Below are 23703 nucleotides of genomic sequence, written 5' to 3'. Positions count from 1 at the left end.
AAAATCTCTCACAGATGTTATCGTTTTTTATAATATCTTTGAGAATAGGAAGGAATAAAGGATATGCTAAAAAAACATCGAATTTTATTTATTGGTGCCGGACGTATGGCAGAAGCAATATTTACTGGTCTACTTAAGACGAGTAAAGAATACATCGAAGAAATTATTGTATCTAATCGAAGCGATACAGAAAAGCTCAAACAATTAGAGCAACGATATGGCGTATCGACTACAAATGATTGGAAACAGTATATCAAAGCTGTGGATACCATCGTTTTAGCAATGCCACCAGCTGCACATGAACAGTTATTAGCGGAGTTATCTCCTCTTCTAACTCATCAGTTTGTAGTGACCGTTGCTGCTGGAATTGGCCCATCTTACTTAGAGGAAAAACTTCCTCAAGGTACACCAGTTGCCTGGATTATGCCAAATACAGCTGCGACGATTGGACAGTCTATCTCCTTATATACGATGGGACATTCCGTAAATGAAGAACAGCAAGAAACACTGCAACTTCTTTTAAAAGGCATTGGTACATCACAACTTTGCACTGAAGAAGAAATTCATAGGCTAACTGCTGTTACTGGCAGTGCCCCAGCCTTCCTGTACCACTTTGCTGAAGGTCTAATTGAAGCAACAAAAAGTTATGGGATTAATGAAGCAACAGCAAAACATCTTGTCATTCAAATGATTGCTGGTTCTGCTGCTATGCTCAAGCAAGAACAAGATCCAGCTATGCTGCGTGAACAAGTGACAACACCAGGTGGTTCAACTGCAGAAGGTTTAAATGTTTTATATGAGCATAATTTCGCAAATATCATTCACCAAGCAATTGAAGCAACAAATAAAAAAGCTAGGGGGAAATAATATGACAATCACAAGTTTACAAGATTACACAACATTACATAAGGGCGTGAAGATGCCTTGGTTTGGTCTAGGTGTTTTTAAAGTTGAAGATGGTACAGAAGTTATTGATTCTGTAAAAGCAGCTATCAAAAACGGATACCGTAGCATTGATACAGCGGCTATATATAAAAATGAAGAAGGTGTTGGACAAGCAATTCGAGAATCTGGTATTCCACGCGAAGAACTATTCATTACATCAAAAGTATGGAATAGTGATCAAGGTTATGAGTCGACATTACAAGCTTTTGAAACTACATTAGGAAAACTAGGTTTAGAATATTTAGATCTTTATTTAGTACACTGGCCTGTAAAAGGAAAGTACACTGAATCATGGAAAGCATTAGAAAAGCTTTATAAAGATGGTCGCGTTCGTGCTATCGGCGTCAGCAATTTCCATATTCACCATCTACAAGACGTATTCGAAATTGCTGAGATTAAACCAATGGTTAACCAAGTCGAATATCACCCACGTCTAACACAAGAAGAACTGCATGCTTTTTGTAAAGAACATCGCATTCAACTTGAAGCTTGGTCACCATTAATGCAAGGTCAATTACTTGATCATCCAACATTGCAGGAAATTGCTACAAAGTATAACAAATCAACTGCTCAAATCATTTTACGCTGGGATCTGCAAAATGAAGTTGTGACTATCCCAAAATCAATTAAAGAACACCGCATTATTGAGAATGCAAATATCTTTGATTTTGAATTAAGCACTGAAGATATGAAAGCTATTCAATCATTAAATGAAAATCATCGCGTTGGTCCAGATCCTGATAATTTTAACTTTTAAAAAGAAAGCCACTGTATATGCAAAGGCTGCTGAAAAGTGTCTACTTTGAGCCAATAACAGAACTTTTATCAAAATACAGAAACTAAAAAGAAGATAACTACCTATTTACGTAGGAGGTTATCTTCTTTTTCTTTTTGAGGAACTTTTTCAGTTCCCTCTATATGCACAGTGTCTTGCTTCTCTAAAAAAAACTGAATACAACTTACTTGTTTGCTCATTACATCTATGATGATTTAAGAAAAACAGATACCTTTTTTCTTTATGCTTCTTTTACTAAACGCCTCTTCCCTTTTAATGCAAATGATATTCCCATCGCAACTAGCGCTACAATTTGTGTAATGATAATTATAAATAATAGAGAAATAATATTTTCTTTCAAACTTCCACCGCCAAATATTATTGTATAATAACCATTCGCTGCATATGTTGCGGGAAATAATTCGCCGATTGTTTGATATGTTTTTGATAACATTGCATGTGGTACCATAACACCAGAGCTTACGAGTTGTAATGACAGCGAAATAATATTAAAAAGCATGCCTGCATTTCCAAATAAGGTTATAAACATTTGTGTTAATGATAGGAAAGCAAAAAAGACGATTGCTTGAAATACCCATACATTCCATACCGTTTCTTGCGCTTCAATTTGAAATACTTTCATTAAACCAATTGTAATACATGCAAGTAGGATTGATACTGCGGTGTTAATCACTTGTCGTGATAAGTAATTATCCCAGCTGCCTCCTACCTGTTTTGCCACTTTAGATAATTCCATACTCATAATCATCGCTCCTACAAATGAAGCTAACACGATCATAAGCGGTACCATGTTTACGGAAAATCCTTTTGCATCATTTACTTTATGAATCGTAAATCCAACTGAGTCTTCAGTTAAACCTTTTATTGCTTCTACGCTCCCTGGACCCATGGCTTGTAATTTTCCAGCAACTGCTTGCTGCTTATAATTTGATATTTCTTTATTTACATTGTCACGAACTTGTTTCGCGACTCCTTCCATCATCTGCTTTGCCATCATAGCGTTTGCTTGGTTAATATGAAAGGTTAAATCTGTTTTTCCTTTTTCACTTACATCCTTTGAAAAAGAAGTCGGAATTTCAATAATCATATCGTATGCATGTGCATTCATTTCTTCTTTTGCTTTTTCCATAGATTTTTCTTTTGTTACTTGGAAAGGTAAGTTCTTCTGTAAACCTTCTGCTACTTTACTTCCCATGTTCGTATCCTGATTCACAATAGCAATGTGCATTTGATCCGCTCTTTCATTTACTCCATCATATGCTGTAAGCCAAACGCAAAAGAAAATAAGTTGAAACGCTAACGCCACTATAACTCCTACATACGTACCCGGTATTTTTAAAAATTGCTTCAATGTATTCATCTTTCCACCCTTCCGCAAGCAAGTACATACTTGCATTTGATTTTAAATAAATACTAGGGTCTTAATGCCCTAGCATATAAGGTTATATTATTTTCAATAAAATTTTCATCATTGATCTCTATGAGTCGATTTTCAAAACGCAATTTAGATAGAAAATACCCAAAATTAATCCATATAAAATTCATTACTTGCGCTTCAATATTTGTATGAATAATTTTTCCTTCTTGCTGCATCTTTTCAAAATAAATCATCAATTCTTCTTTTAATCCTTTTGGTATCTTAGCAATTTCATCATCTAATTCGGGAAATTCACCTGTTTCACGTATACCGATAGAAATGATGTCTTTCGCTTCATTCAAAAATTTATGATAGTGCCTTGCTAAATTCTTCAAATCCGTTTCTAATTCCCACACAACTTCTGTTTGTAAAAACTGTTTTACATGCGGTACATATGAAAATTCATAAACGGCTGCTTCAATGATACCCTTTTTATTTTTAAAATTACGAAATATCGTTACTTCATTGACACCAGCACGCATTGCGATTTCTTTCGTTGTTGCTGCTTTATATCCTCTTTCTTTCACTAACTCAATTGCTGCTTGAATAATTTTGTCTGCTGTCTTTGAGCGCGCCATATAATCCTCTCTTCCTTATGCAAGTGATCACTTACATTCAGATTATATACCTTTTCTAATTATTGTCAATCCACTTTTTGTAAATTATTAAGAACGATACTCATATAAACAACCAAGAAACTGAAATACAGTTAATATAAAACTAAATAAAAGTATAACTAGCATACTCATATGTAAAGATGGCTGAAAAATAGTAATTGTTCCCCAAACACTTATACTAATAAAGAAAAATTGAGCAATGACTCCCGTCGGTTTCAACCATATCCTTGTCTTTTGTTTTGTGATCTTCACTAAAAAACCGATAATTGAAAATAAAGTTAATGCAATGAATGCTAGCCATCTTCCATAGGCAATATCATAGGGTTCAACTTGACTCGGAAATATGAAATGAATGATACGAAATAATAGAATACCAATACCGATACAAATAATTAATGCAAGGAAGCATTCTATAATAGCCTTAAATAGAGAATGTAAAAGTGGCTTTCTTTTCCCTATTGTTTCTATCATTTCACTGAGCACACCAATTATAAAGAGTACAAAAAACCATATAAGGAAATACGAAGGTGTTTCTAATTTCAATAATTCCGATATTGAATAGAATAACATTTTCCACATGTGTTCTTTCTCACCTTTACTTATTCTTCTATGTCTTCAAACTGCAAATTTGTAGGTTCTTCAGAAAGAGTCTCATAAAAATTTTCCGCTAAGTCCGTTGACGGCACCTTTTCATCGACTTCATCCAATCGAAAACTATCCGCCCATATACAGCCTTCTCCTGATAATAAAATGCCAAATGCAATTCCGAGCGCTTCTTCTCTTATATCCAGCACAACTGAATAAGGCTCCCAGTTTGTCGTATTTTTAATTGGACGATTTTGCATATTATCCATAGCTAATGGCTCTGTATCTTTCCCATCTACACGCATCCACAGTCCTGCCCAATCTTTCACACTTTTACTTTTAATAAATGCCGTTAGGCGCAAACGTTTCCCCCTGTATTTATCAGCTTTAAACATTTGCATAAGTGTTGTAAATCCGCCATGTGTAACATCCTCTTTCGCTTTTATATAAGCCGATGTTTTTCCTTGATGAACCGTTTCATAGTCTATTCCCATTTCATATTCTCCAGGGTGACTTCCGCTTAATACCCACCCTTTTGGTAATCCTTTTTGCATTGAAACGCCCTCCCTTTCTATATAAAATGATTGAAAATATGTACGATACTTTTTGGGTGGCAAATGAAACATTCGTTTAAATGATCTTGTAAATGCCTCTTGTGAAGAGAAACCATATTGCACTGCAATATCAAGAACTGCTCTATCTGTCATTACCAACGCTTGAGCAGCATGTGTTAATCTTCTTTTTCGAATATAATCAGTGACACTCATCCCAAGATGACTTTGAAAAATACGATGAAAATGATACATGGATATAGCACTATAAGAAGCTACTCTTTCAGTCGTAAGTTCTTCATCTAAATGCTCTTCTATATACGTAACTGCTCCTTTAATCAAATCTTTATATTCTTCATACATTTTTGCGCCTCCCTACATTTTCAATTTACCATATACATACAAGTTATTTTTGATTTAAATTGCGAAGTATTCTACGTGACACAAGGAAAATAATTTATTTCGAACACATACATAATTACATGAAATTGGGAAAAACTTGTATGGAAGGAAGTTACAATAAGGAGGAATATATAATGAGAATTTTACTTTCAGTTTTATTAGCTCTTATGCTAGTACCCGCATTAACAGGCTGTAAGGCACCAGCAAAACAAGATACAACTTCTAATAAAAAAACAACGGACGAAGCGAAAAATGAAGCACCCGCTGATTTAAAGCTTAACTTTAATGAATTTACTTTAAAAACAGATTATCAAGATACAAAGAAAGATTACGAAGCTGATTATAAAAACAAAGGTGCTAACAAAAAGATGGACGCAAAAATTGAAGACCATAAAGCTAATGTGAAATTAACAGGAGACGAAGCGATTCCAAAGCTAAGTCCACTTCTGCAAAAATTAACATTTGATAAAAATACACCAGATCAAGAAGTTATTGATCAAGTGGTGAGCGTCTTCCAACTGGACAAAGATTATCAAAAGTTCGACTTAGAAGTTGTTTTCTCTGATGGAACAAAGAAAGAATATAAGAAAGAAATTAAATAAAGAAGTAGGCGATTGCCTACTTCTTTATTTTTAATCTTTTACATATCGTAAATCAGGACTAGAACCAATACTATATGAAATCCCAAATACAAATTGGTAAAAATCACCTCTTAGCTTTATAATACGGTAAAAGGCATCTTTAATAATGCCTTTCCCTAGAAGGGGGATTTACAATGGATCCATTCCTTATGGCCGTTATAGGATTACCACTAACAATTGTAATATTGGTCATAATCGGCTTTTACAAATTATTTATTAAAAAGAAAAATATAATTTCTTTCTACACCCCGTTTGACAACATTACCGGACAAACAATTTCAGAATTTCACGAAGAACAGAAAGTCTTAGTAACTGAAGATGAAGACGGAGATGGGAAAAAGAAAAAATAACCTTGCGGTGCGCAAGGTTATTTTTGTGCTTCTTTTTGAAAACGTTTATAGTATGTTGAAGCTGTTGAAAAATGGACTTCTATGTCACGAATTAATGATGAATCTTCATCTTTCGCTAGTTTATCTAGCTTTTTCATTGCTTGTTCTGCCTCATCTAAGAAACCAACATATAACTCATGTTCCTGTTCTTTTGACTTAGGTACGCGAATTTCTTTACGAATATGATCAATATCCTCTAACATACTTGTTGTTACCTTGTGAACATCTTCTTTAAACTGCGCGTCTCCTAATTTTTTCCCAGCTTTTTCTTTCGTTTCTTCCCATAGTTTTACGGATTCATTTAACTCTTTATTCATTTTCTCATCATACTTTTTATGGACATCTTGATATACTTTCATATCTTCTTGCTGATCTGCCGATTGTTCTACTTTTTCTTTTGGTTCTTTTGATTCTTTTGCGTCCTTATTTCCATTACATCCCGCTAAAAGAAGCATACTTCCAAGCAAAACAATACCCCACACTTTCTTCATCTCTTACTCTCCTTTTATCTACATCTACTACTTATCCTGCTATTCGCGGGTAGTAATCTTCCCACCTCAAGATTCGGAAAAGAAGCTCGGCAGGAAATACACTGCCCGTAAAAGCCCGATTAGTTCAATTTTATCTCTACTTGTTATTATAACGAGAACACTTCAAACTTTGCACGTATGACCTCCATTTTATATACATACTATCATTTTTGTCACAGTATCGTCACTTTATACTATCAGTATCTCCATAACTTCACCGTATACCTTACAAAAGTGTAAGCACACATATAGAACATAGCATGGTAGACTGATATATACATGAAGTAACTATATATACATCAATTAAAAAACGACATAAAATCCCTCTTTTTAGGTAGGAGAGAGCATCTGGCCATGCATAGAAACGGTCAGGGCCTTTTTCTGCCACATGCGAAGTAAAAGCAGAACGAACATATGAGTGTAGGTTACTTTTTATTCTGCATAGCAGGAATTTAGATGTCAAAAAATTAAAATAGATTTATATATATTTAAGGGTGAGTTATCCATTTTTTAGAATACAAGGGGAAATATATATGTACAATAAACTATTATTTATGGGAGAAGAACTGTCTATTCTCATACGTGAAAGATCGCTTCATATTGAAAATACAGAAAGCCTTCGCCGCGTACTGAAGAAGAAAAAAGCTCCACTCAAACTCGCCCAATATTTAAAGCAAGAACATACGAATCAACATGGTACCATCCTCAATATATCTGATGAATCATTGGCAATTGAAATTATCGGTCATGTCTATATCGGAAACTTTGCCGATATATTAAAAAATATCCCTCGTATCCCAAAAATCGCTCCGATAATTGTAGAAAGAGCCTATAAGATTACAGATCATACGGATATTATTGACTGCGGTGAAAAAGAGATTGATTCGAATCGCTGGGTTTGGGATAAATTAGCCGCTCTATACGATACAATTATAAATAACATGTATGAACTGTTTCAAAGAAATAGCAAAAAGAGCTAATTCAGAGTATATTTTGAATTAGCTCTTTTTTAGTACTCTTATGCCTCTATATCCTGCTGTTCTTGAAGTGCAAACTGCTTTTCGCTGCGCTTTGCCATAAACATATAACATAAAACGGCGCCCACTTCACATAGGGCAATCACAATACCCATAGGAAGTGCGTTATTACTCCCTCCAATACCTACTAAAGGTGCAACAAGCGCTCCGGAAATAAACTGTAATAATCCAAGTAATGCAGATGCTGTTCCAGCAGCTTGTTTTTGATTTCTCATTGCTAGTGTAAAGCCTGTTGTCGATACGATCCCAATACTTGATACAACAAGGAATAATGAGCATAAAACACCGATTAATCCTATTCCTAGTACAATTATGAGAAGTAAGGAAATACCGCCAACAGCTGCAATTCCAATACCAGCTACAAATAATGTTTTCTCACTTAACTTTCCTGCCAAACGGCCAGTAACTTGACTGGCAATAATAATACCAATACCATTAATAGCAAAGAATAAACTAAATGCTTGTGGTGATGCCCCGTATATGTTTTGCAACACAAACGGTGAACCCGAAATATATGCGAACATCGCTGCTGATACTAAACCTTGAGACAAAGCATATCCCATAAATAAGCGATCTTTCAGCAATTTCCCATATGTTGATAATGTTCCAGTTAAACCACCTGTTTCCCTCTCCTCTAGAGGTAATGTCTCATGTAATACAAAAATAGCGGATACTAACATAAAGACACTTATCACGCCAAGAACGATAAAAACTCCACGCCATGATGTAAACTGTAACAATTGTCCCCCAATAATTGGAGCTAAAATAGGCGCTGCTCCGTTTACTAACATAAGCAGTGAGAAAAACTTTGTCATCTCAGGACCTGAGTACATATCACGCACCATAGCACGCGATATAACAATTCCTGCTGAACCTGAGGCTCCTTGTAAGAAACGTAAGAGAACTAAACTCCAAATAGATGGTGCAACTACGCAAAGTAAAGAAGATACAACATAAATAATAAGAGCAATAATAAGAGGTTTGCGCCGTCCATAAATATCACTAATGGAACCAACAAATAATTGTCCAACTGAAAGTCCTAGCAAACAAGCTGTTAAAGTAAGCTGAGCAAGGGAAGCACTCGTTTGTAAATCATCCGTTAATTTGGGTAACGAAGGCAAGTACATATCAATGGACAATGGTCCAATTGCTGTGAGTGTTCCTAATACAAGAATCATCCATAACCTGTTTGTTTTTACAGGTTTATATACATCGCGATTAACTTCATTCACTTCCGCTATTCACCCTTTCCGTTGTAAATATAAAATAAGCGTATCCACGAATCGTAACAATTATAGTTACATCTTTAAAGATACGTCAAGTATATCGTACTTTCCTCTTAATAACATAAAAAAGCGTACGGGAAATGCGCTTTTCTTGTATAGAACATCAGTCACCAGCAGAATATGAAATCTTGAATAAACTATTCCAAATTTCATAATGAGGCAACATTTTAAACAGTGAAAAGCTTACAAAATTAAAGCATGACGCGAATTGTATAATTGGTATGGTACTTGCAATATAGGAGAGTGAATAAAAACGCTTGAAAAAGACTGAATTTTCAAACTTATAAAGAAAGGAGGGATACAAGATAAGTTGGGATACAACGTACTGACAAAACAGAAGGAGGTTTTTTATGCAAACAAAAATCAAGCAGGAAACGAATAACATGCAGCAATATCACTACAAGCAAGAGTTAAAGAGGTCTTTAAAGTTTTTTAGTTCTTTTGCAGTTGCGTTTTCATTTATGTCTATCACAACGGGCATTTTCACGAATTTTGGTTTTGTTTTAAACAATGCGGGACCCGCAGGTATTTGGACGTGGCCCATCGTATTAGCAGGCCACTTGCTTGTCGCTCTTGTTATTGCCGAATTGGCAGGAAGAATGCCACTAAGCGGCTATTCGTATCAATGGGTGACGCGGCTTGCAAATCAAGGATTAGGGTGGTTTTCCGGCTGGCTCGGATTTTGCTTTTTTGTCATAGTCATTCCTGCCGTCGATTTTGGCCTGGCTCCACTCATTGCTGATGTATTCGGCTGGAATATCAGTGGAAAAACCCTGTTGTATATTGCACTCGCAACCCTACTGCTACAGGCTGTTCTCAACATTTTTGGCGTAAAACTGGCTTCTCGCCTCAATGACATTGCAGTATATACCGAAGTGATCGGTATGGTGGGCATTCTTGTTATTCTTGCTGTTGTTGCACTATTCACAACTCCGAATTGGGACATGCTAACAAATATTGGCGAACAGAAAAATGGCACATACCTTGGCGGCTTTGTAATTGCTATGCTAATGGGATCGTGGACCATGGTCGGCTTTGAAGCCGCGGCGAATCTTTCGGAAGAAACAATTGACGCTAGTAAAAATGTACCACGTGCTGTATTTTTCGCATTGCTGATTGGTGGTATCATTGGATTTGCTTTTCTTTTTACTGTTACAATTTCCATTACGGATTTAGCCGGTGTGACAGCTTCTGCCAACCCGCTTCCGCTTATTATTAAAACAAAGCTCGGCCAATTCATCGGCACTTTGTTTATGCTTCTTGTTATCATTTCCATTTTTGCATGCGGGTTAATCGGAATGGCTTCTGCTTCCCGTGTCATCTATGCAATGGCGCGGGACGATGTATTTTTTGCTTCACGTTATTTTAAAAAGGTGAACCCAGGAACATCCGTACCAGTAAATGCGATTTTGCTTGTATTAGTTCTCGATATTATAGCAATCCTATTCTCTGATTCTTTAACTTTACTAGTCGGATCAACATCTGTTGTTCTTACCGCTTTATACTTCATAACCGTTTTGGCTTACTATTTACGTAGAAAAGATTTGCCTGACGCGGAGACGTTCAATTTAGGGAAATGGAGAGCACCTGTTACGTACGGCGCTTTAATATGGCTCGTGTTCGAAATGGGGGTATTAACTATTCCTGATATGTTTCATGGAGTGGCGATTGTAGGCGGAACGCTATTTTTAACGGGAACTCTTGTATATTTTGCACTATTCCGAAGCAAGATTAAAGCAGGAAAAATTGGGATTCAGAATAGAAACATTGATGAAGGGCACTCGTAAACAATCCCCCCTCCGTTACTGAAGTGAACCATGAAAATGGGACAAACATCAAAACACTGAAATTACCTGTTCGCTATATCCTTTAGTGAACAGGTAATTTCATTTTCCCCCAGTGTTCATCAGAGCATTTTCCTTCTCCCTGTTGTAAACTACATCATATAAATACAAAAAAGAAACCTCATTTCAAAAACGAAATAAAGCCTCTAGTAGTCTAGTCAAGAAGCTATCTATATTCAACGGCACAGTTAAGATATAAATCCCCATAATTTCGTGTTCAAGCTACACTTATATGCGAATATTTCGCGCTCCAGGGACTCTCTAAATTTTAGCAAGTGAAAAAGGGAAGCGAAATCAATTAGAGTTTCCAGAGTATCAAGACATCAGGAATAATTGACGTAAACCCGAGATGTTGTTAAAATTATTGTTGGAATTAATGTGAAACCCTTCACAAATTATAACTAACATTGTGAAGGGTTTCACAAAGTTTAAATCTTATTTCTTCAAAAAATATTTTCAAAAGGGAGTTGTGCGTTATGAAAAGAATCGTAACACTGAGCACTCGTAAACTGAAAGATACCGCAAAACATGGTGGATGCGGCGCATGTCAAACATCTTGCCAGTCAGCTTGCAAAACTTCTTGCGGAGTTGCAAATCAACATTGTGAAAACAAAATGAACAGATAGGAAACTGAAACTGTACCGCCCAACTGCTTTCCAGATGGGCGGCAATTTCTATGGACAAAAGGAGTCTGATTATCAGGTATGATTCATCAATATAAACTAAACGGATACAACATTGTACTCGACACCTATAGTGGATCGGTACATGTTGTTGACGACCTCGCCTATGAAATTATTGCACGTTATGAAAATACCCCTGCGGAGGAAATCGTGACAATAATGCTAGAAAAATACGCACATGATGCAGACATCTCCGAGAGAGACATTCGAGAAACAATCGCGGATGTCGCAGGACTAAAAAATGATGGGCAACTCTTTACTGAGGATGAATATAAGGACCTCTCAATTAATTTGAGAAATCGTCAAACTTATGTAAAGGCCCTCTGCCTCAATGTCGCGCATACTTGTAACCTATCATGTGAATACTGCTTTGCCAGTCAAGGGAAATACAACGGAAACAGAGCAATTATGAGCTATGAGGTTGGACAAAGAGCCATCGATTACCTATTGGAGAACTCCGGTTATCACCGAAACCTCGACGTCGACTTCTTTGGTGGAGAACCGCTCATGGCCTGGAAGGTTGTCAAACAGATCGTCGCCTACGCAAGAAGCAAAGAAAAGGAATACAAAAAAACTTTTCGTTTTACCTTCACTACAAATGGCATGCTGCTGAGCGATGAGGTCACCGATTTCTTAAATAAGGAAATGTACAATGTCGTATTGAGCCTTGATGGAAGAAAAGAGGTCCATGATGGGCTTCGGAAAACGATTACTGGAAAGGGTAGCTACGATTATATTGTTCCGAAATTCCAGGAATTTATCGAAAAGCGTGGAGAAAAAGAATACTATGTACGTGGAACATACACCCAGAACAATGTCGACTTCACCAATGACATTTTTCATATCGCAGATCTTGGTTTCGACAAACTCTCGATGGAACCGGTCATCTGTGATCCACGTGAACCATATGCGCTTACTGAGGAAGACCTCCCAGAGATTTATAACCAGTACGAGATTCTCGCCAAGGAAATGCTTAAGCGCGAAGAAACAGGCAACGGCTTTACCTTCTACCATTACATGCTTGATCTCTCAGAAGGTCCTTGCATCCAAAAGAGAATTTCCGGCTGTGGCTCAGGAACCGAATATCTCGCTGTCACACCATGGGGTGAGATATTCCCTTGTCATCAGTTCGTCGGGGATGAAGAATATAGCATGGGAAACATCTGGGATGGAATCACAAAACCAGAGATGCAATGCCAATTTAAAGAGAGCAACTGCTACTCGAAGCCGGAATGCCAGGACTGCTGGGCGAAACTCTACTGCAGTGGCGGTTGCCCTGCCAACGCGTTGCATGCAACCGGCTCTCTTAAGGGAACTTACGACTTCAGTTGTGACATCTTCCGCAAGAGAATCGAATGCTCCATGATGGTTAAGGTAGCCCAATCCATCAGATCTATGGAAGAAAACAAACAAGCCGTGACTCAATAAGCATAATGATACAAAAAGAGGCTTAGACATATGTCAGACAAAAATCTGATTTATGCTCAGCCTCTTTGAAAGTATTTCAATATCCTCGTTTAGAAAACTAAAAGAATTCACATCAAATAAATCTATCCTTAAAACAACTTAAATCAACTTCCGAAAACGAGAAGTATGAAAACACTCTTTAACCCACCATTTTTTCCATAGTCTAAAACATGTTTTTACTGGGACACAAAATGTATCTTTGAAATAGAGTTTGATAATTCCGTACTGCGTTCTTAAACAAAAGCTCTCCTTTTAGTTAAAGGTAGATAGTTAGCTTAGTTCTTTTATATAACCCGTAACATTTCCTAAACAACAACTGCCTTGAGGATTGTTTACATCGCATCCACATCGATTTTCTTTTATATTTTCACGAATATGTTCTACTGGATTAGGAGTAAGTCCTTTTTCTACATATTCCTTTATTTTCTCTTTAGTCCAATCAAAGCAATAACAAATTGGTGTAGTTGACGAACCCTCTTTTTGATGAACAGCTACCTTTATGTCAGATACAAGATACTTTTTATTATTCGTATCAAAATAGACTACATCACAATCTTCTGTTGAACAAAAGTAGTGATTTTCTTTAACATTTAATGTTTCTAATGCAGATGGTTTAAGTAATGATTTTAGTGTAATCAATTTTACATTTTTAGCTTTATTTTTACATGATGGACAAACACCCTCATTTTCAATTCTTTCTTCTTTCAGGTTACTACAACAATCTCCCATTACTCTTCCACCTTTACGATTTATTAGTTTTTTAAATATTCCTCTCATAATGAATTATAAACCCTGTACCATAGTACAGGGTAAAAGGATGGTTTTGAATTTTTTCTTTTTCGTTAACCTTAGCAATAAGAAAAACCGAAGTCTCTTTTATATCGTTAATAAGAGTGTTAAACAAAATTTCCGTTCAAACTTTATTATTTTTTTGTTTGTGCCACTTGTTAATAATAACACTGCAGCCCCAAAATTAAAGGCGGGCTGAAACTCCCCCTTAAATATCTATATCAATAATCTTTCAGTTCAATCCCATTGGAAGCTTTCGCTATCATCTTAAACATTACGCCCATAAGGATAGGTACACGCAACATTAAATTGCGCAGCAAAATAATAGGAATCTAATTATTCAACAAAATACCCCAGATTGCTGAACAAAAAAATCCTGCATTGATATGCAGGATTTTTAATCAAACTTTTTATAAATTATCAATCTTTATTCAAAAGCTACACAAAACTACTAATCTCCTACTCAACAGTAACAGATTTAGCTAAGTTACGTGGCTTATCAACATCACACTCGCGGTGAAGCGCTGCGTAGTATGAGATAAGTTGTAATGGAATAACTGCTACAAGCGGTGCTAATGCTTCGTGTACAGCTGGTAATACAAAGCTGTCGCCTTCCATCTCTAAGCCTTTCATTGAGATGATACATGGGTTAGCTCCACGTGCTACTACTTCTTTCACATTACCGCGAATTCCAAGGTTTACATGCTCTTGTGTAGCAAGTGCGATAACTGGTGTACCTTGTTCAATTAAAGCAATTGTGCCGTGTTTTAGCTCTCCACCAGCAAATCCTTCTGCTTGGATGTAAGAGATTTCTTTTAGTTTTAACGCACCTTCTAGACCTACGAAGAAGTCTACGCTACGTCCGATGAAGAAGCAGTTGCGTGTTGTTGCTAAAAATTGTTTTGCTAATGCATCCATTTCTTCTTTTTGATCACAAAGTACTATCATTGCGTTCGCTACAAGACCTAGTTCTTGTGTTAAGTCGAAATCAAGAACTTCACCTTTTACTTTTGCAATGTCAGCTGCTAGGATTGAAAGTACTGCAAGTTGCGCTGTATAAGCTTTCGTAGAAGCAACTGCGATTTCTGGTCCTGCATGTAAAGCCAGTGTATAGTCTGCTTCACGAGAAAGCGTAGAACCTGGTACGTTTGTGATTGTTAATGCTTTATGACCCATCTCATTTGTTTGCACAAGTACTGCACGGCTATCTGCTGTTTCACCACTTTGCGAGATATAAATGAAGAAAGGCTTTTCTGTTAATAATGGCATATTGTAAGAGAACTCACTTGCTACATGTACTTCTACAGGTACTTTCGCAAATTTCTCGATGAATTGCTTTCCAACAAGACCAGCATGGTAACTTGTTCCACATGCAATAATATAAATACGATCGCTATCTAAAATTGCACCACGGATGTCTTCATCTAGTTCAATTTCGCCTTTTTCATTTTGATATTTTTGAATGATATTACGGATTACAAGTGGTTGCTCATCAATTTCTTTAAGCATGAAATGAGGATACGTTCCTTTTTCAATATCACTTGCGTCTAATTCCGCTGTAAACGGTGCACGTTCAATCGTTTCACCTTGTAAGTTTTTAATTGTAATACTTTCTTTTGTTACGATTACCATCTCTTTATCCATTAACTCGATAAATTGATCCGTAACTTGTAACATCGCCATTGCATCGCTCGCAACAACATTAAAGTTGTCACCAACACCTACTAATAGCGGGCTTTTGTTTTTAGCAACATAAATCATGTTTGGATTTTCAGCATCAAGTAATCCTAACGCATAAGAACCATGTAAAATAGATAACGTTTTACGGAATGCATCTTCTACACTTAATCCTGTGTTTACTTGCTGTTCCATAAGCTGAACGATAACTTCTGTATCTGTTTCACTTACAAACGTCACATCTTGAAGATATTCTTTTTTCACTAACTCATAGTTTTCAATTACACCATTGTGAACAAGTGTAAAGCGTTTTGATGTACTTTGATGCGGATGTGCGTTTACTGTACTTGGAACACCATGTGTAGCCCAGCGTGTATGACCGATTCCCACGCTTGCCGCTACGTTCTCATCTACGATTTCACGAAGTTTTGCAATACGGCCTTTTTCTTTGTATACAACAACACCGTTCTCAGCTTGTACTGCAATACCCGCTGAATCATATCCGCGGTATTCTAGCTTCTCTAAACCTTTTAATAAAATTTCCTTTGCATCTTGCTCTCCAATAAATCCTACGATTCCACACATGTTTAGTCGCCGTTACAAATGCTTACATTGCTCTGCGAACATGTAACGACATAGTCATTTTCCATTATTTACATATCAAAAACGGATTACATATTGCTAGCCCTGCAAGTCTGTAACGGCCTTCACCTTCCTCTCGATTGGTTTCAGTCCGTATATACTTATACAGCTAGTATTTATCCGTTCCTTTTCTCTCATCACACTTTTACCTTTGTCCATCAAGTCACCTTGGTGATTTAAGTAAAAGCTTTCGGTTGTGATGAACAACCGGGAGTCATCCGCCGAAATCTCGATAAAAACTCCTCCTCGTCAACTACACAACTTGTAGTTCTGGCGCTTTAATAATCACATACTTATTTTGAGAAAAAGAACAAGACCATCTTATAACAAACAGTATAAACCGTCAATGAAAATTTTTCATTGTCTATAAAACATATGAAAAAGGAGCACAAAACGTGCTCCTTTTTCATATAAAACCAGCGAATTATTCAGCGCCAACTTCAGCCTTCACAACTTCTACAATACGATGTACGTATCCATCACAAAGCTCTTGTGTCGGTGCTTCTGCCATTACACGGATAAGTGGTTCTGTTCCAGAAGGACGAACAAGAATACGGCCGTCTCCGTTCATTTCTTCTTCTACCACACGGATAATTTCTTTAATTTTTTCATTTTCTAATGCTAATTTTTTATCTGTTACACGAACGTTCACTAATAATTGTGGGAACTTTGTCATTTCACCTGCAAGCTCAGACAATGGTTTTTTCGTCATTTTCATGATGTTTACAAGTTGAAGTGCACTTAACATTCCATCTCCAGTTGTAATGTAATCAAGTAAGATAATATGACCTGATTGTTCGCCACCTAGGTTATAACCACCACGTTTCATTTCTTCCATTACGTAGCGATCACCAACTGCTGTTTTATCACTTGTAATACCGTTTGCTTCAAGCGCTTTGTAGAAACCTAAGTTACTCATAACTGTTGAAACAACTGTGTTATGTTTTAACTGACCAGTTTCTTTCATGTACTTCGCACAAATGTACATAATTTGATCGCCATCGACGATGTTTCCTTTTTCATCTACCGCAATTAAACGGTCTCCATCACCATCGAATGCAAGTCCGATATCTGCACCTTTTTCTTTTACTAGTTCTGCTAAAACTTCTGGATGTGTAGAACCAACACCGTCATTAATATTCATGCCATTTGGTGAAGTTCCCATTGTAGAAATATCAGCTTCTAAATCTGCAAATAAATATGGTGCTAAAGAAGATGTTGCACCATGTGCACAGTCTAAAGCAATATGTAAGCCTGAGAAATCTTCTTCTACCGTTTGTTTAATGTATTGTAAATATTTTTGTCCACCTTCAAAGTAATCGTTCACTTGACCAAGATTTGTTCCAGTTGGACGTGGTAATTCATCAACTTCTTTATCTAATAATGCTTCAATCTCTGCTTCTTGCTCATCTGTTAGTTTAAATCCATCTGAACCGAAGAACTTAATTCCGTTATCTTGTACTGGGTTATGAGATGCTGAAATCATAACGCCTGCTTGTGCATCTAATGCTTTTGTTAAGTAAGCAACCCCAGGAGTTGAAATAACTCCAAGGCGCATAACTTCTGCTCCAGTTGATAATAGACCTGCTACTAAAGCACCTTCTAGCATATGACCAGATACACGTGTATCACGGCCGATAATCACTTTTGGACGCTCTGTATCTTTTGTTAATACATATCCTCCAAAACGACCAATTTTAAACGCTAATTCAGGCGTTAATTCCTTATTCGCGACACCGCGCACACCATCTGTACCAAAATATTTACCCATTGCTATTCGCTCCTTTTTCTTGCTCTTTTTGTTTGTCTGTTGTATTCTCTTTATCTTTTTCTTGCCCTTTTTCTTGTTCTTTTTGTTTGTCTGTTGTATTCTCTTTATCTTTTTGTGAATCAGATTGCTCTGTGTTCCCTTGTACTTCTTGACTTGGTTGTTCTTTCTTTACAAGGGTTACCTTCGCACTTTTTTGTTTTGCCTCTATTGAAACATTACTTGGGCCGCTAACCTGAATTGGGATATCATGCGTACCAGGAGATAGGTTTTGCAGATTAATTGCCGCCGTTATTTGCGCTGCTGTTATTTTATCTACTACACTAGCTTCTCCTGAAATATCAACACTTATCTTTCCACTTTGCGGCGAAAGAAGTTGCAAAGTGGCGTCATTTGAAAGACCATTTTTTTGAATAGAAATGCCATCAATTGTTCTATGCTTTGTTTGTTTTTGCTTCTGTACCTCGACAGAAACCGTCACTTTATCAGGTTTTGCACTTGTTACACCCTTTGGTAATAAAACAGAGGTATCGAATGTTGTAGACTCTGTCATTTGACTAAGATCCACTTCGACCCCCTCTATGGATTGTATATTATCCAAAACATCTTTTGGACCTGATATCGTCACTTCACTTGGCTGAATACCGATGTTAGTGACCGCCAACCCTTCTGGCATACTTCCTTTTTTCACATAGGTTAGCGGCACTGTTTTCTCTATATTATTTGCTGTTCCCTGTGTGGCAACAGGGATTGTCACACTTACTCTAGATGGGCTTGTTTTTAAATCTAATCGTTTCCCATCTTTATCATATAGCATAACCTCTGCTTCTTTTGTTACCGTTTTGTTAATACCTTTTACATCAACAAATGCCTTAGCAGAAGCAATACTATCTATTTCCTCTTCTGTTCCAACTACCTCAACAGTATCTGGTTTAAACTTAATAGCAGATTTGTCAATGCTAGTACCTGCCTGCAGCTGATTTTCATTTGACAATTTCACATCTACAGAAACATACTTTTTAGCTTTATTATAAATTGTAACTTTAATTTTTGATGGTTGAACGGTTGCTTTCACATTACTTGGGAGATTCGTTGCTTTTAGGGGAACTTCATAAGTTCCTTTTTTATAACCACGTAAATCTACAGGAATCTCAATTTTACTCTTTGCTTTTATAGCAGCAACCGACGCCTTAGGACCTTCCAATTTCACCTCCACCTGGCTTGGGATGCCACTTACAATATATTTCTCTGCATCATAATCTACCTTGATAGGGCAATCTATTGTTTCTTTTGTATCACCTGTGAGGGGCGATATATTCGCAGTGTTATTTTTTTCTGTTATGGTTGTTGACATGAAAAGCATCAATGTCAGTAGTAATGAAATTCCTTTTAAAAACCAATGGTTCTCCATTAACTTATCCATGACGCTTTCTCCTCCAATTCCAATTCCATAAAGATGAAGAAGTTGTCTTCACATTTCCACTAAACTCTGCCAAAAGCATTTCTTTCAACTGCTCTGTCTTTAAATCGCGATGTAATTCGCCATTTTTTGTTAAAGAAATTTGACCAGTTTCTTCTGATACAACAACTGTAATGCTATCAGTTACTTCACTAACCCCCATTGCAGCTCGGTGACGCGTTCCTAATTCTTTAGAAATAAAAGGACTTTCTGATAATGGAAGATAGCAAGCTGCTGCTTTAATTGTACTACCTTGCATAATAACCGCTCCATCATGGAGAGGTGTATTAGGGATAAAAATATTAATTAGTAATTCCGATGATACATTTGCATTCAAAGGAATTCCGGTTTCTATATAATCGTCCATTCCAGTTTCTCTGGATAATGTAATCAATGCACCAATTCTTCGTTTTCCCATATATTCTGTTGCTTTCGCTACAGCTGTGGCAACAATTTCAGGTTCACTCTCTCCATGAACGCCTCCACGAGAAAATAAACTTCCCCGTCCTAATTGTTCAAGCGCTCGTCTTATTTCAGGCTGAAAAATGATAATAACCGCTAAAAATCCCCATGTTATTACCTGATCCGTTAGCCAATACAGCGTATGCAAATCAAGGAAATAGCTTAATATACGAACGACGATAATAACTGTAATCCCTTTCAAAAGCTGAACAGCTTTTGTGCCTCGAATTACAAGAATTAGCTTATATATAACAAACCACACAACGGCGATATCTAATATCGTACTGAGATATTTCAAAAGGTTCATATCTCCAAAAGGCATGCTACACCTTCCTCCTACTTACGAGCAATTTCATCCATATATTGAAATGTTTTTTATGCTCTATCTGTATGTATTTACAACAACTAATTAATTATAACATACATGAAAAAAACAACAATTACAAACAACACCCCTCCCTTGGATTAAATTGGTAAGATGTCAAACTTTTTTGATGAATCGTATAATATAACTCATTTTAAAATAAAAAAAGCAGCATCTTCAGCCGCTTTTCTTACATTTATTTTAGTTTTTCGCCAAATAAAGAACCCATTAATGCAACAGCCGCTGTTGCAGTTTTATTTTTCTCATCTAAGATTGGATTTACTTCAACAAATTCAGCAGATGTAATAATATCAGCCTCTGCTAACATTTCCATTGCTAAATGGCTTTCTCGATAAGATAACCCACCAGTTACAGGTGTTCCAACCCCTGGTGCATCATGTGGATCAAGACCGTCTAGATCTAATGATAAGTGCACACCATCTGTATGTGATAAATACCCAATCGTTTCTTCTATAACAGCCGTCATACCCATACGGTCAATTTCATGCATTGTAAATACTTTAATTCCCTCATTGCGAATAAATTCTTTTTCACCCTCATCTAATGCACGTGCACCAATGATAACGACGTTCTCTTTTTTTACCTTTGGATATGCCTCATATAAATCTACAAGCGAAGGATGTCCATAACCTAAGCTTGCTGCAAGCGACATACCATGAATGTTTCCAGACGGAGATGTCTCTTCCGTATTTAAATCACCGTGTGCATCATACCAGATAACACCTAAATTCTTATAATGCTTCGCTACTCCTGCAAGAGTCCCAATAGCAATACTATGGTCACCACCTAACACAAGTGGAAAATGACCTTTTTCTATACTATGATCAACCTTACTTGCTAACTCATTACACACATCTGCAACTTGTGTAAGGTTTCTTAATTTTGTATTTTCATCTATTTCTTTCTCTCTCTCAATACATATATCCCCAATGTCTTCTACGTTATACCCAATGTTCTCGATTCTTTCAATTACTCCTGCATATCGAATCGCACTTGGTCCCATATCAACCCCGCGACGCATTTGTCCTAAATCCATTGGAACGCCAATAATTGAAATTTCTTTCTTCATAGATAGTATCCCCCTTTTATGCCTTCACTAAATATTTTAAATCTTTTATATAGTCTGACTCAACTCGACATTTTTTTGTATGTATATACACCTTATTCACCCTTATTCACGTTAAAATCCATATTTTAACGTGAACCTATGTATAAAACGAACTTAGCAGAACAAATCCTTTCCTATATAAATCCATTTTCATTTTTCGACATCTAAATCCCTGCGATGCAGAGTAAAAAGTAATCTATACTCGTTTGCTCTTTCTGTTTTTACTTCGCATGTGGCAGAAAAAGGCCCTAACCGCATCTATGCATGAATAGATGCTCTCTCCCACCTAAAAAGAAGGGGATATCGTTTTTTTAATTAATGTATATATACATTAGTAAACATAAAAAACACCTCTATACTTAGAGATGTTTTTCTGATGCTAATTTCCATACCGTTGCAATATTCCTTGCGGTCATTTTAATATTTTCTTCCGCTGATCTATATGCTTCTTCTAATGTCATTGGGCTTGCTGTTACCCCAAATACAGCATCGATCCCCTCTTTATAAATCGAAATATGATTTGAAAGAACGGAGCCACCAATAGCGATAACTGGTATATGATGTTGTTTCGCACGTCTAGCAACACCAACAGGAGCTTTTCCGTAGGCTGTTTGTTCATCTATTCTTCCTTCACCTGTCAAAACAAGATCAGCGCCTTCTATATGTTTATCAAAACCTATATAATCTAATACAATTTCAATTCCTTTTCGAAGTTGTCCTTTTAATACCGCAACGACTGCTGCTCCTACACCTCCAGCCGCTCCTGCACCTGGAACTTCTGCTACATCGACATGGAAGTGTTCTTTTAATATATGAGCATAATGTTTCAAATTTTCTTCTAGTTCTTTCATCATTTCTACATTAGCTCCCTTTTGTTTAGCAAATACAAAAGAGGCTCCTTTTGGCCCAATTAACGGATTATCTACATCACATGCCGCTTCTAATTTCACATGTACGAAACGAGAATCTAGTTCCGAAAGATTAAAAGTGGCAATGGAATGTAAATTGTCACCAACAGGCTCCATTACTTCTCCATTTTCATTTAAGAACTTTGCACCTAAAGCAGACAGCATGCCAGCTCCACCATCATTGGTAGCACTTCCTCCGAGCCCTAGAATGATATGCTGTACCCCTTGATCTAATGCATGTAATATGAGTTCTCCTGTTCCTCTTGTAGTCGTAATAAGCGGATTTCGTTTTTCAATTGGAATATGATGCAGTCCTGATGCTGCTGCCATTTCAATAAATGCTGTTCTTTTATCTTGAGAAATACCGTAAAACGCCTCTACTTCCTCTCCAAGTGGACCTGTGACATCGAGTGAAATAACCTTTCCACCTGTAGCATCAACAAGAGATTGAACAGTTCCTTCTCCTCCATCTCCAATTGGAACTGTTACATACTTAGCTTCAGGAAAAACCTCACTAAATCCCATTTCAATGGCCTTACATACCTCTATTGCTCGTAAACTCTCTTTATATGAATCAGATGCAATAACAACTTTCAACATCTATCCCCCCATTACCAATATCCAAACGTATTGTATTCACTTCTACCTTTCTATTGTAAACGAAATGAATTCAAGCCGTCTTCCTTAAACAGAATACAAAAAAGCTTACATCGATTGATGTAAGCTTTTTCTGATTTATAAATGGAGCCTAGCGGGATCGAACCGCTGACCTCCTGCGTGCAAGGCAGGCGCTCTCCCAGCTGAGCTAAGGCCCCGAAGTAAAGAAGCGGAAGACGGGATTCGAACCCGCGACCCCAACCTTGGCAAGGTTGTATTCTACCACTGAACTACTTCCGCGAAAATGGTGAGCCATGAAGGACTCGAACCTTCGACCCTCTGATTAAAAGTCAGATGCTCTACCAACTGAGCTAATGGCTCGTAAATGGCTGGGCTAGCTGGATTCGAACCAGCGCATGACGGAGTCAAAGTCCGTTGCCTTACCGCTTGGCTATAGCCCATTAATATTTACTAGTATGCTTGTCTTATCAAAAAAATAAACCCTGCTCAGGTTATTTTTTGAAAAATGGTGGAGGGGGGCAGATTCGAACTGCCGAACCCGAAGGAGCGGATTTACAGTCCGCCGCGTTTAGCCACTTCGCTACCCCTCCGACATTATAAAATATATGGTGGAGGATGACGGGATCGAACCGCCGACCCCCTGCTTGTAAGGCAGGTGCTCTCCCAGCTGAGCTAATCCTCCAAAAGTGGTGACCCG

21 protein-coding genes and 6 tRNA genes are annotated in these 23703 nt (G+C 37.1%); 8 read left to right on the top strand and 19 right to left on the bottom strand.

Annotated elements, in window-relative coordinates:
* Positions 1-63 precede the first annotated feature (63 nt).
* Both proC and ACIQ7L_RS23230 read left to right on the top strand, forming a co-directional pair.
* A complete protein-coding gene (gene proC, locus ACIQ7L_RS23235; RefSeq protein WP_400572009.1) occupies positions 64-867 on the top strand; it encodes a pyrroline-5-carboxylate reductase in 804 nt (267 codons plus the stop codon).
* A gap of 1 nt (position 868) precedes the next feature.
* A complete protein-coding gene (locus tag ACIQ7L_RS23230) occupies positions 869-1702 on the top strand; it encodes an aldo/keto reductase (protein ID WP_400572007.1) in 834 nt (277 codons plus the stop codon).
* A 259-nt stretch (positions 1703-1961) separates the two neighbouring features.
* Here the strand turns inward: ACIQ7L_RS23230 and ACIQ7L_RS23225 are convergent, their stop codons facing one another.
* The 4 genes from ACIQ7L_RS23225 to ACIQ7L_RS23210 all read right to left on the bottom strand — a co-directional run bounded on the left by ACIQ7L_RS23225 (position 1962) and on the right by ACIQ7L_RS23210 (position 5274).
* Positions 1962-3101 (bottom strand): YhgE/Pip domain-containing protein, encoded by a 1140-nt coding sequence (locus ACIQ7L_RS23225; protein WP_400572005.1) that lies wholly within the window; start codon positions 3099-3101, stop codon positions 1962-1964.
* A 53-nt stretch (positions 3102-3154) separates the two neighbouring features.
* The gene (locus tag ACIQ7L_RS23220; RefSeq protein WP_400572003.1) at positions 3155-3736 is read right to left on the bottom strand and encodes a TetR/AcrR family transcriptional regulator; all 582 of its coding nucleotides are present in this window, start codon (positions 3734-3736) and stop codon (positions 3155-3157) included.
* An 87-nt stretch (positions 3737-3823) separates the two neighbouring features.
* Positions 3824-4354 carry a hypothetical protein gene (locus ACIQ7L_RS23215; protein WP_400572002.1) on the bottom strand — a complete coding sequence of 177 codons (531 nt, stop codon included), beginning with the start codon at positions 4352-4354 and terminating at the stop codon, positions 3824-3826.
* Positions 4355-4374: 20 nt separating this feature from the next.
* A complete protein-coding gene (locus tag ACIQ7L_RS23210; RefSeq protein ID WP_400572000.1) occupies positions 4375-5274 on the bottom strand; it encodes a helix-turn-helix transcriptional regulator in 900 nt (299 codons plus the stop codon).
* A gap of 173 nt (positions 5275-5447) precedes the next feature.
* Between ACIQ7L_RS23210 and ACIQ7L_RS23205 the strand changes: the two genes are divergently transcribed.
* Entirely contained in the window at positions 5448-5915 is a 468-nt protein-coding gene (locus tag ACIQ7L_RS23205; protein WP_097894897.1) for a YusW family protein, read from the top strand.
* A 173-nt stretch (positions 5916-6088) separates the two neighbouring features.
* Positions 6089-6304 carry a DUF3951 domain-containing protein gene (locus tag ACIQ7L_RS23200; protein ID WP_400571998.1) on the top strand — a complete coding sequence of 72 codons (216 nt, stop codon included), beginning with the start codon at positions 6089-6091 and terminating at the stop codon, positions 6302-6304.
* A gap of 17 nt (positions 6305-6321) precedes the next feature.
* Here ACIQ7L_RS23200 and ACIQ7L_RS23195 read toward each other — a convergent pair whose 3' ends face one another.
* Positions 6322-6834, bottom strand: coding sequence for a hypothetical protein (locus tag ACIQ7L_RS23195; RefSeq protein ID WP_335359282.1), 513 nt, complete (start codon positions 6832-6834; stop codon positions 6322-6324).
* Between the two features lie 572 nt (positions 6835-7406).
* Here ACIQ7L_RS23195 and ACIQ7L_RS23190 point away from each other — a divergent pair.
* Positions 7407-7853 carry a hypothetical protein gene (locus tag ACIQ7L_RS23190; protein WP_400571995.1) on the top strand — a complete coding sequence of 149 codons (447 nt, stop codon included), beginning with the start codon at positions 7407-7409 and terminating at the stop codon, positions 7851-7853.
* Between the two features lie 38 nt (positions 7854-7891).
* Here ACIQ7L_RS23190 and ACIQ7L_RS23185 read toward each other — a convergent pair whose 3' ends face one another.
* Positions 7892-9151, bottom strand: a complete 1260-nt coding sequence (locus ACIQ7L_RS23185) for a multidrug effflux MFS transporter (protein ID WP_400572090.1) — start codon at positions 9149-9151, stop codon at positions 7892-7894.
* Between the two features lie 395 nt (positions 9152-9546).
* On the opposite strand from ACIQ7L_RS23185, the gene ACIQ7L_RS23180 reads away from it, so the two are divergent.
* The 3 genes from ACIQ7L_RS23180 to scfB all read left to right on the top strand — a co-directional run bounded on the left by ACIQ7L_RS23180 (position 9547) and on the right by scfB (position 13151).
* Positions 9547-10983: an APC family permease gene (locus ACIQ7L_RS23180; RefSeq protein WP_400571993.1), complete on the top strand. Its 1437-nt coding sequence runs from the start codon at positions 9547-9549 to the stop codon at positions 10981-10983.
* 533 nt (positions 10984-11516) lie between these two features.
* Positions 11517-11666 (top strand): six-cysteine ranthipeptide SCIFF, encoded by a 150-nt coding sequence (scfA, locus tag ACIQ7L_RS23175; protein ID WP_097894903.1) that lies wholly within the window; start codon positions 11517-11519, stop codon positions 11664-11666.
* Positions 11667-11744: 78 nt separating this feature from the next.
* The gene (scfB, locus tag ACIQ7L_RS23170) at positions 11745-13151 is read left to right on the top strand and encodes a thioether cross-link-forming SCIFF peptide maturase (protein WP_400571991.1); all 1407 of its coding nucleotides are present in this window, start codon (positions 11745-11747) and stop codon (positions 13149-13151) included.
* 309 nt (positions 13152-13460) lie between these two features.
* Here scfB and ACIQ7L_RS23165 read toward each other — a convergent pair whose 3' ends face one another.
* The 13 genes from ACIQ7L_RS23165 to ACIQ7L_RS23105 form a co-directional block, all read right to left on the bottom strand.
* Positions 13461-13919, bottom strand: coding sequence for a putative iron-sulfur cluster-binding metallochaperone (locus ACIQ7L_RS23165; protein ID WP_400571989.1), 459 nt, complete (start codon positions 13917-13919; stop codon positions 13461-13463).
* A 519-nt stretch (positions 13920-14438) separates the two neighbouring features.
* A complete protein-coding gene (glmS, locus tag ACIQ7L_RS23160) occupies positions 14439-16241 on the bottom strand; it encodes a glutamine--fructose-6-phosphate transaminase (isomerizing) (protein ID WP_400571987.1) in 1803 nt (600 codons plus the stop codon).
* A 481-nt stretch (positions 16242-16722) separates the two neighbouring features.
* Positions 16723-18069 carry a phosphoglucosamine mutase gene (glmM, locus tag ACIQ7L_RS23155; protein ID WP_400571985.1) on the bottom strand — a complete coding sequence of 449 codons (1347 nt, stop codon included), beginning with the start codon at positions 18067-18069 and terminating at the stop codon, positions 16723-16725.
* Entirely contained in the window at positions 18062-19489 is a 1428-nt protein-coding gene (locus ACIQ7L_RS23150) for a CdaR family protein (protein WP_400571983.1), read from the bottom strand. Before ACIQ7L_RS23150 ends, glmM begins: the two co-directional genes overlap by 8 nt.
* A complete protein-coding gene (cdaA, locus tag ACIQ7L_RS23145; RefSeq protein ID WP_097894908.1) occupies positions 19482-20309 on the bottom strand; it encodes a diadenylate cyclase CdaA in 828 nt (275 codons plus the stop codon). Before cdaA ends, ACIQ7L_RS23150 begins: the two co-directional genes overlap by 8 nt.
* Positions 20310-20547: 238 nt before the next feature.
* Positions 20548-21441, bottom strand: a complete 894-nt coding sequence (rocF, locus tag ACIQ7L_RS23140; RefSeq protein ID WP_400571981.1) for an arginase — start codon at positions 21439-21441, stop codon at positions 20548-20550.
* A gap of 398 nt (positions 21442-21839) precedes the next feature.
* On the bottom strand, positions 21840-22985 hold the full coding sequence (locus ACIQ7L_RS23135) for a glycerate kinase (protein WP_400571979.1): 1146 nt from the start codon (positions 22983-22985) through the stop codon (positions 21840-21842).
* Positions 22986-23130: 145 nt separating this feature from the next.
* A tRNA-Ala gene (locus tag ACIQ7L_RS23130) sits at positions 23131-23203 on the bottom strand.
* Between the two features lie 10 nt (positions 23204-23213).
* Positions 23214-23285: transfer RNA gene (locus ACIQ7L_RS23125), tRNA-Gly, on the bottom strand.
* 5 nt (positions 23286-23290) lie between these two features.
* Positions 23291-23366, bottom strand: a tRNA-Lys gene (locus ACIQ7L_RS23120).
* A gap of 5 nt (positions 23367-23371) precedes the next feature.
* Positions 23372-23446: transfer RNA gene (locus tag ACIQ7L_RS23115), tRNA-Gln, on the bottom strand.
* A gap of 66 nt (positions 23447-23512) precedes the next feature.
* Positions 23513-23596, bottom strand: a tRNA-Tyr gene (locus ACIQ7L_RS23110).
* Between the two features lie 16 nt (positions 23597-23612).
* Positions 23613-23688, bottom strand: a tRNA-Val gene (locus ACIQ7L_RS23105).
* Positions 23689-23703 lie beyond the last annotated feature (15 nt).

Source organism: Bacillus sp. NPDC094106 (assembly GCF_044764345.1).
In the GTDB taxonomy this organism is placed as follows: Bacteria; Bacillota; Bacilli; order Bacillales; family Bacillaceae_G; genus Bacillus_A.
The sequence above is the reverse complement of the archived record's forward strand: the minus strand, read 5'-3'. Positions and strand labels throughout refer to the sequence as shown.

Bases quoted from the DNA above. Each gene is read 5' to 3' on its own strand.
- scfB (WP_400571991.1), top strand. From the start codon at position 11,745: ATGATTCATCAATATAAACTAAACGGATACAACATTGTACTCGACACC.
- ACIQ7L_RS23190 (WP_400571995.1), top strand. From the start codon at position 7,407: ATGTACAATAAACTATTATTTATGGGAGAAGAACTGTCTATTCTCATA.
- ACIQ7L_RS23205 (WP_097894897.1), top strand. From the start codon at position 5,448: ATGAGAATTTTACTTTCAGTTTTATTAGCTCTTATGCTAGTACCCGCA.
- ACIQ7L_RS23200 (WP_400571998.1), top strand. From the start codon at position 6,089: ATGGATCCATTCCTTATGGCCGTTATAGGATTACCACTAACAATTGTA.
- ACIQ7L_RS23215 (WP_400572002.1), bottom strand. From the start codon at position 4,354: ATGTGGAAAATGTTATTCTATTCAATATCGGAATTATTGAAATTAGAA.
- glmS (WP_400571987.1), bottom strand. From the start codon at position 16,241: ATGTGTGGAATCGTAGGATTTATTGGAGAGCAAGATGCAAAGGAAATT.
- rocF (WP_400571981.1), bottom strand. From the start codon at position 21,441: ATGAAGAAAGAAATTTCAATTATTGGCGTTCCAATGGATTTAGGACAA.
- proC (WP_400572009.1), top strand. From the start codon at position 64: ATGCTAAAAAAACATCGAATTTTATTTATTGGTGCCGGACGTATGGCA.
- cdaA (WP_097894908.1), bottom strand. From the start codon at position 20,309: ATGCCTTTTGGAGATATGAACCTTTTGAAATATCTCAGTACGATATTA.
- ACIQ7L_RS23225 (WP_400572005.1), bottom strand. From the start codon at position 3,101: ATGAATACATTGAAGCAATTTTTAAAAATACCGGGTACGTATGTAGGA.
- ACIQ7L_RS23150 (WP_400571983.1), bottom strand. From the start codon at position 19,489: ATGGATAAGTTAATGGAGAACCATTGGTTTTTAAAAGGAATTTCATTA.
- ACIQ7L_RS23230 (WP_400572007.1), top strand. From the start codon at position 869: ATGACAATCACAAGTTTACAAGATTACACAACATTACATAAGGGCGTG.
- scfA (WP_097894903.1), top strand. From the start codon at position 11,517: ATGAAAAGAATCGTAACACTGAGCACTCGTAAACTGAAAGATACCGCA.
- glmM (WP_400571985.1), bottom strand. From the start codon at position 18,069: ATGGGTAAATATTTTGGTACAGATGGTGTGCGCGGTGTCGCGAATAAG.
- ACIQ7L_RS23195 (WP_335359282.1), bottom strand. From the start codon at position 6,834: ATGAAGAAAGTGTGGGGTATTGTTTTGCTTGGAAGTATGCTTCTTTTA.
- ACIQ7L_RS23210 (WP_400572000.1), bottom strand. From the start codon at position 5,274: ATGTATGAAGAATATAAAGATTTGATTAAAGGAGCAGTTACGTATATA.
- ACIQ7L_RS23220 (WP_400572003.1), bottom strand. From the start codon at position 3,736: ATGGCGCGCTCAAAGACAGCAGACAAAATTATTCAAGCAGCAATTGAG.
- ACIQ7L_RS23180 (WP_400571993.1), top strand. From the start codon at position 9,547: ATGCAAACAAAAATCAAGCAGGAAACGAATAACATGCAGCAATATCAC.
- ACIQ7L_RS23165 (WP_400571989.1), bottom strand. From the start codon at position 13,919: ATGGGAGATTGTTGTAGTAACCTGAAAGAAGAAAGAATTGAAAATGAG.